General features: G+C 43.6%; 3 protein-coding genes and 1 other RNA gene. 2 read left to right on the forward strand and 2 right to left on the reverse strand.

The genetic code is table 11. The features are described 5' to 3' along the window. On the forward strand, positions 1-4,068 hold the full coding sequence (locus PLJ10_11450; GenBank protein HOK10261.1) for a DUF5011 domain-containing protein: 4,068 nt from the start codon (positions 1-3) through the stop codon (positions 4,066-4,068). Between the two features lie 286 nt (positions 4,069-4,354). On the opposite strand, the gene PLJ10_11455 is transcribed toward PLJ10_11450, so the two are convergent. Beyond that, positions 4,355-5,230 carry a ribonuclease H-like domain-containing protein gene (locus PLJ10_11455; GenBank protein HOK10262.1) on the reverse strand — a complete coding sequence of 292 codons (876 nt, stop codon included), beginning with the start codon at positions 5,228-5,230 and terminating at the stop codon, positions 4,355-4,357. 192 nt (positions 5,231-5,422) lie between these two features. Beyond that, positions 5,423-5,781, reverse strand: a transfer-messenger RNA (tmRNA) gene (gene ssrA, locus PLJ10_11460). Between the two features lie 176 nt (positions 5,782-5,957). Between ssrA and PLJ10_11465 the strand changes: the two genes are divergently transcribed. Continuing rightward, complete coding sequence (locus PLJ10_11465; GenBank protein HOK10263.1) at positions 5,958-8,198, forward strand: hypothetical protein; 2,241 nt, start codon at positions 5,958-5,960, stop codon at positions 8,196-8,198. Positions 8,199-8,200 lie beyond the last annotated feature (2 nt).

The raw sequence follows: 8,200 nt of genomic DNA on the forward strand, positions 1-8,200 counted from the left end.
ATGGGTATCAAAAGGCTGGATTCAATGTTTATCATGCTGGTGGTAACAGCAATTATTGCTGTAGCGATGCCAGCACAATCTGTGGTCTATGTGGACAAGATGGCACCACGACCTGGTGGCGTCGAAGATGGTTTGACCTGGGCAACTGCGTTCGACACGATTCAGGAAGGTATTGACCTTGCGTGGAGTATTGGCGGAGATCAGGTCTGGGTTGCGGGTGGACCCAATGGCGGAGGTTATGTTTATGATGAACTTCGAACCGAGCCGTGGGGTAATGTGCCTGTAGATGGTTCTTTAGTTCTCAAAGAGCATGTTCATCTATACGGCGGATTCGAAGGCTACCATGGCATCCAGGAAACTTCGTTAAATCAAAGAAATCCTCGGAGAGCAGTAACTATTATTGATGGTTTTCGCTCTCGTGGAGGTGTGTCTGCTTATCATGTGATAGTTGTAGGTAAACTATCCGACCTTGCGTTGGATATGCGCATTGACGGCTTCCAGATTACGGGAGGGAATGCTTTAGGCGCTCCAGGAGATTATCATACATGGCGTGGTGGTGGATTGTATAACTGGGCAGGGCAGGTAACCGTTGCCAACTGTACATTCATTGGTAACATCGCACAAGTTTCCGGTGGTGCTATAGCCAACGAAAGTAATGGAGGTATCCTGCCTCAACTTACAATTCAAAATTGTGTTTTCTATCAGAACACTGCTAAACGCCAATTAGACACATTTTTGAATCCTATTCGTGGTGGCGGTGCCATCTTCTCTAACCAAGCAGATGTCACAATTGCATTCTCAACCTTTGTTGAAAACACGGTAGACTCCACTACAGGTGGGTTATATGGTTTAGCCAGTGGTGGATTTTTTGGCTTCAACACGACAAACTCAAGTGCAATTAATAGTTGTATCTTCTGGAATAATACACCAGCATCACTTCAATGCGTTCAAGTCTTTTGTAGTGGTGGCGGAGCACCTCCGGGATGTGGGTTACCAACTATAACTAACACAAATATCGCTCAGAATCAGAACCCATCATTTGCTACCGCTCCCCCAGAGTTTGAATTACAACCTGCTTCACCATTTGTTGATACAGGTACAACACCCTATCCGGGCTTACCGACAGATATACGAATGGTTCCGCGTCCTCAAAATGTTGGTAATGACCGCGGGGCTTATGAGACTGTTACACTTCCTATGACTGCAGTGTGCAGAAATGACCAGTCCGTATCGTTAGATAACACCGGAAATGCATCCGCACCAGCTGTGAACTTTGCAGATTTAGTTAATAGCATCGTTCCCGGCGGACTATGGCGGGTTCAAGTTAGTGGCGGATATAAAGTTAACTTCGATTGCAGTATGTATCCATCCACAACTATTACGGTGCGGTTAATAGAAAATACAGGACGCTGGGTAGAATGCAATGCCACAGTTGCTGTAAATGATTCAATTGCACCTACCGCAGTATGCAAAGACATAACAGTATACCTAAACAATGCAGGAACATACACATTAAGCGCCAGTGAAATTGACAACGGTTCATCAGACAACTGCTCAGTAAACATATCTATTCCGTCAACAACATTCACCTGTGCTGATGCAGGTTCAACTATACCTATAACCCTTACTGCCACTGACCAGGCAGGAAATAGTGACCAGTGCACTGCAAATGTAACTGTAAGCGACAACTTGCCTCCAAATGTAGTGACAAAACAAGTCACCGTACAGTTAGATGCTACCGGAAATGGTTCCATAGTTCCTGCGGATGTGGACAATGGCAGTTCTGATAACTGTGGTATTGCTAACCTATCTCTGGATAAGAGCACATTTACCTGTGCAGATGTCCCATCCGTATTAATCAATCTCACCGCAACCGATGTAAACGGCAATGGCAATTCTGCACCGGCATTAGTTGTGGTGCAAGACAATCTACCACCAACAGTCTTGACAAAAGACATTACGGTTCAGTTGGATAGCTCTGGACAGGTAACAATATTACCTGCAGATATAGATAATGGCAGTTCCGATAACTGCGGTATTGATTCGATGGAGGTTGTTCCAGAGACACTCTCTTGTGCTGATTTAGGTACGACAACAGTCGATCTGGTTGTTCACGATATAAACGGCAATCAGGCGTCTGCACAAGCCACAATCACTGTAGAAGATAATATCGCACCGACTGTGCTAACCAAAGATGTGACATTATATCTCGACGCCTCAGGTCAGTTGACAGTAGTACCATCAGATGTGGACGATGGCAGTTATGACAACTGCCCAATTGACCACATGGAGGTTGCTCCAAACACCTTTAGTTGCGAAGACATCGGTTCACATGTTGTAACCCTGACCGTTTATGACCCAGCGGGTAATAGTTCTTCGGATACCGCTACCGTAACGGTTGAGGATAATCTACCGCCAACGGTAATTACAAAGAACATCACCATAGATTTAGATGCTGACGGAAATGCAAGTATTGTCCCCGCAGATGTGGACAATGGCAGTTCCGATAATTGTGGTATTGACCATCTTGAATTAGACAAGGTTTCCTTTACCTGTGCCGACCTGGGCGATAATATCGTGAATCTGACTGTTTACGATGTGAACGGCAATTCTGCTTCTGCTCCAGCTACGGTTACAGTACGCGATGTGACCCCACCCGTTATAACCGTAACAGGTGATGAGGAAATGTGGCTGAAAATTATGGTGGATTGCTACGCTGAGGAAGGTGCAACATGGACAGATGCATGTGATGGAAATGGTTCCGCCATTATCGGTGGCGACCCAGCACCGACCAATTGCCCGTTACAACTGAGCGACGAAGGTGACTATGTTATCACGTATAACTATACTGACACTAGTGGCAATCCGGCGGAACAGAAGACACGGACACTTCACGTCATCCGCAACTATCCGCCTGAAATCACACTGTTAGGCGATAATCCCATGACGCTAAGTTGCAAAGAGCCATACAATGAACCCGGCTGGACAGCAACAGATGTAGAAGATGGCGATTTGACATCAGAAGTAATTGTGACAGGTGATGTAGACCCATTTACTCCAGGAACCTACATTATCGAATACAGCGTAACAGACCATGACCCGAACTATCCGATTACTACCACAGAGTATCGGACGGTCAATGTGGTAGATAATGATTTGCCAGTATTGACCATGGAAGGACCAGAGTTATTGGCATGGCAGTTAGGCGAGCCGTGGGTTGACCCAGGCTACTCCGCTGAAGATTACTGCTGGGGTGATGTAACCGACCTGGTAGAAATTGACGGCGTTGTAGATGTTAACACACCGGGTTCATACCTGCTAACTTATACACCGAAAGATGGTAGTGGCAACTCCGGCGAATCCAAAGAGAGAAGAGTATATGTTGGAAACTTACTACAAATTGTCGAACATCCTTACGATGTAGATGCTTACACCGATGGGAATACCTTCGAGTTAAGCGTCACATTTACGGGTGGCATCTTCATCCCAGGATATGACACATATCTATGGTATCGCGATACAGACATTGTAAATAGCGGTGCTCTTGAAACCGGAATGAATACCATCGAATTAGTAGTAGATCCCACAGCACTCTCTCCAGGCACATATATGTACCGTGCTGAAATAACAGATGTTGAGATGACTCATGTCTCAGGCGACGCTCGTGTGCGAATTGCAAACCACATATCTATCACATCCAATATCTTTGACCAAACAGTCGAACCGAACACAAACGTATCCTTGAGCATACAAGCCAGTGGCGGTATCGGCGAACTAAATTATCAGTGGCAGAAGTCAACCGGTGAAAAAGCCTGGGAAAATATGTCCGACAGTGGAAATATCTCAGGCACCAATTCTGACACATTACAATTCACACCGATTACTGAAGAAGATAGTGGCCAGTATCGTTGTGCAATTAGTGATGACTACACAGATATGATATTCAGCAATGAAGCGACCATCACAGTCAGTTCCGGAATACCTGTAACTGGCGTGTTCGGGCTCGGCATTGTGACCACTCTAAGTGCTATTGCTGGTGCTTTCGCTCTACGCAGACGGCAACGCTAACAAATGTAAATAAGCCTTGTGTAAAACAAGGCTAAAAATTAAACAGGGCGTTTTATCCAATTCGGATAAAACGCCCTGAAATTTTTTTTAATTAACAAGGAAAATATAATCCTTGAAATAAGGTGGTACTTTTCATTACCCCATATACATTATGCACATCTTTTCTTAAATCTGTTCTCTTCAAAAACCATAGATATAGATATAGAATTTAATTAAATGAATGCAAAACATAACTACCATTCATAGTCTTTTAACCTAACATACCCTTATGCAAATTAGATTATCATTATAGCGATTTTTGTTTCCCGTACTTATTTAACAAACGTAAAACCGCATATTGATCCTCCACATCCTCAAAATAATATCCATAGGGTTCTCTCAACCGACAAAAGAACCAGAGAAAAAGTCGTATGATATAGACAAGGTCAAAACGGTTATGTTCGATAATTTTTAGTGCATATTTATGGTCTTTGGTTGTAATAAAGTTCTTCCAATACTCGGGGATCTTATAACTGGGTATGTCGTTTCTATACTCATTAAACACCCATTCCGTTACCGTTTTCAGCCTACAATTCGGCGTTCTATCCTTAAAAAAACGGCGGGCAGATACGTACATATCCAAATAATCTATCGTATCGAAATTAAAGCCCAATCTATGCCACTCACACAATTTCTTTAAATAATTCACATCAAACGGTTTCACATTATACCCCGATATGTACGAGAACCGTTTGAATCGTTTTAATGTAGCATGAAGCATCGCCTTCTCATACTTTACATCCGTTAGAAAAAATTGCTCCAAATGAAACATACCACCTCGATAAAATGCTAATCCCACTAACACACAGTTATCTTCGGGAGTTGCTTGTAATGAAGTAGTCTCAATATCTAAAAACAAAATATTTTTTACATGTAAATTTTCAAACTTCTTACATGTGGTCAGCAATGATACCGTTTCTGGCGTCAATCGTACCAAGTCATAAATCGACTTCCCATTCGTATTAATCCGAATCGGCCTATAAATATAAATAAACTTGCCAAATCGATTCTTTACCAACCTACCACAAGGTAATGGATTATCTGTACAACCAGCCCGCAATACTCGAAAACTACTTCGCGCAGAAAAAAGCCCTTTAAACCATTCAATAATACTTATATCCATTTTTTTATAATAGCTATTTTAATTTCTCGTTATTTTTCAGCATACATATTACTAGAAACAAAAGCACAATATAATACAGGATAGTAAAAGAGATGTTTAAAGTTCAAAACAATCTGTATAATGTAACTATAAACAAACTTTAAGCCTACATTACTACAGAACCATATCTCCCCCTCCCTCATATCAATTCAATGGTGGAGGCGGCGGGAATCGAACCCGCGTCCGAAGATGTTTCAGTGCAGACCTACTACATGCTTAGCCCATCCTTTATAGATTCGCCATTGCGGAGCGCCTCAGGGCGGGCTCACCGCAACCGCTATGCGGAAAAGTTACTGCCTTCCGAGCACCGCAACTCCCGAAAGGACAGACCTGCTGGTTGACGCCCCATTCCGTTAGCAGGCAATCACGGGTGGGACGCGCTGCGCGTATTAGGCAGCGAGGGCCAATTCTTGATTGGCAGTTGTTTGCGACCGGCTTTTTACGAGGCCAACCGGTCAACCTCGGCATGCATTCCACACCTCAACCATCCCCGTCGAAACCTTTTCGCCCCCAGCAATAACCTATTATTCAATTGTTGTATTATATTATACGATATTTGACACCAAAAATTTTACTAAACAACATAAAAATTTTTTAATATTTTTTCATCACTCTCAATAAAGTATAATAAAACATTAACCAACATAGACTTACATCCAGAAAAAAAATATATATAGGAAACACAAATATGAAACAATTATCCATGAACTCTCGAAAAACAATATATCTTCAACTCACCTTAACTTTCTTTCTCCTACTAATCAGCACAACTACAAAAGGTATAGAGAACGATTTATTATCCTTATCCACAACAATAGACCCACTCACCCGATATATTCATATCACATATACAGTCCCCGCAGATGCTCCCAATGAAATCATAGTTTTATGCTCATGGTCTCCCATAGGCAAAAATGAATGGCGACCCGCCAAAGTAACCCCGTTCATCTCCGAAATGGCACTGCGTTTGGTTAGAGATGAAGAATGGCAAGAATGGACCTTTCAAGGTCGTATCAAAGAACTGTGTGCAGGAGGACTAAAACGAACAGTTGTATTTAACCCCTATCCCGAAGCACAAATTGATGGAAAGGTATCTATAGATTTCCGTATCGAAATTCAATCCCCCGACGGGAAAATCCTGAACACCCAGCAGGGACAAATACAGGCTGATAATTCCGATATAGTATATATTGAAGACTGGTCCCAGGCCCTACAAAAAGATTTAGTAACTACAGATGAACCCAAAGAAAATGACCGAAAATGGTTCCTTAAAACAGACAGCGACCCAACCACAGCAACATTTGGTAATATACTGATAGCCAAAAAATGGCGTGACGACATATCCATACCTCAATTAACCTATCCCCTTAACCTGCACGGTTGGTATGCAGTCTTTGTCTGCACCCCTAAAGACTATTCAATCCGATTACGATTCACCGGTGACGAACGCTCCGATGTACTCAATTCCCCAAAACCATTTCAAGAAACCCTTTGGCGATGGTGTCCTTTAGACAGACAACATCTAATAATAAAACAGAACCATTACTACACAGGCTATACCGAAAGTAGAATGGATTACATAAAATTAGTGCCTCTATCATCGGAACAGGTGCAAATCTTAGAAAACCAATTTGGCACTCCGGACAAAATCATTGCAGGCTATTTCGAACCCTATTCATGGGCATTCTTCGAAGATATACAGGAAACCCTACAACATCGCGAACCCATCTCCGCATATAAAGAAGCCCGAATTAATATTGTAGATATCCAGGTAGGTCGTTTCGGCATGAAAGTCGTTTACGAATCACGCCTTACCGACCAACTCCTCTACAATACCATCGGCGACCCTATCGGCGGTGTTATCCCCCATACAAATAATGTCGGAAAAATGCAACAAATGACCAACACACTACAAACCGAACTCCAATATGCCCACGAATTAGGCTTAACCGCACACGCCAACTTCGGCGCGACCAACTGCTACCCCGGCACACCATTACAAAGCGATATTACAAAACAACACCCCGACTGGATGACAGGTGGATTATTACGATACGACATCCCCGAAGTCCGTCAATATATCTTATCCCTATTAAAAGAAACCCTCGAAATTGGAGCCGATGGCATCTCCATAGATTTCTGCAGATACCCCGGAGGTATTGACAAACCCGAAACATGCAACCAATTCCTGCGAGAACTCAAATCCCTCCGCAACGAATTCGCACAAAAACGCAACAAATCCATCCCACTATTACTCCGTTTCCCCGCAAAAGGTGTAAGCCATTGGGAACAATTCGACTACAACACATGGATTCATGAAGGATTAGTTGATTACCTCTGCCCGAGCAACATCCAGGGCAGACATATGCACTTCGACATCACCCCATACATCGAAGCCGTTCGTGGCTCAACATGCAAACTACTCCCCGTCATTGATGGACTAAGTTGGGGACCCGAAATGCCCGCCCTATTCCTATGGCGTGTTCATCAACTCTACCAGGCAGGCACCGACGGCATTTATGTATACCAATCCGACGCACGCATCTGTACCAACAACCGCCCCGAAGACCGACGCTGTATGCGACTCATCTCCAGTAGCGAAGCCGTCCATAACTGGTGGCAACAATACAACCAACAAAACCAACAATTCAGCCGACGCATCTGGCTACAACCATCCGAAGACGCCAACCTCGAATACCACAACTGGGAACGCTGTCGAATCTGGATAGAAGGCATCCAACCTATCGAAGTCCAGCTCCAACTCGATGCTCAACTCATCAACACCTATACCCAACCTCCCTACATCCTCGGCGGAGAAGATTACACCTACGACAACCTCATCACCCCCGGCACACACACCCTCACCATCCACGCCAAAACACAAGACACCACCCTATCCCAAACCTTCACCATCACCGGCACAAAATAATA

Source organism: Candidatus Hydrogenedens sp., assembly GCA_035361075.1.
Classification (GTDB): Bacteria; Hydrogenedentota; Hydrogenedentia; order Hydrogenedentales; family Hydrogenedentaceae; genus Hydrogenedens.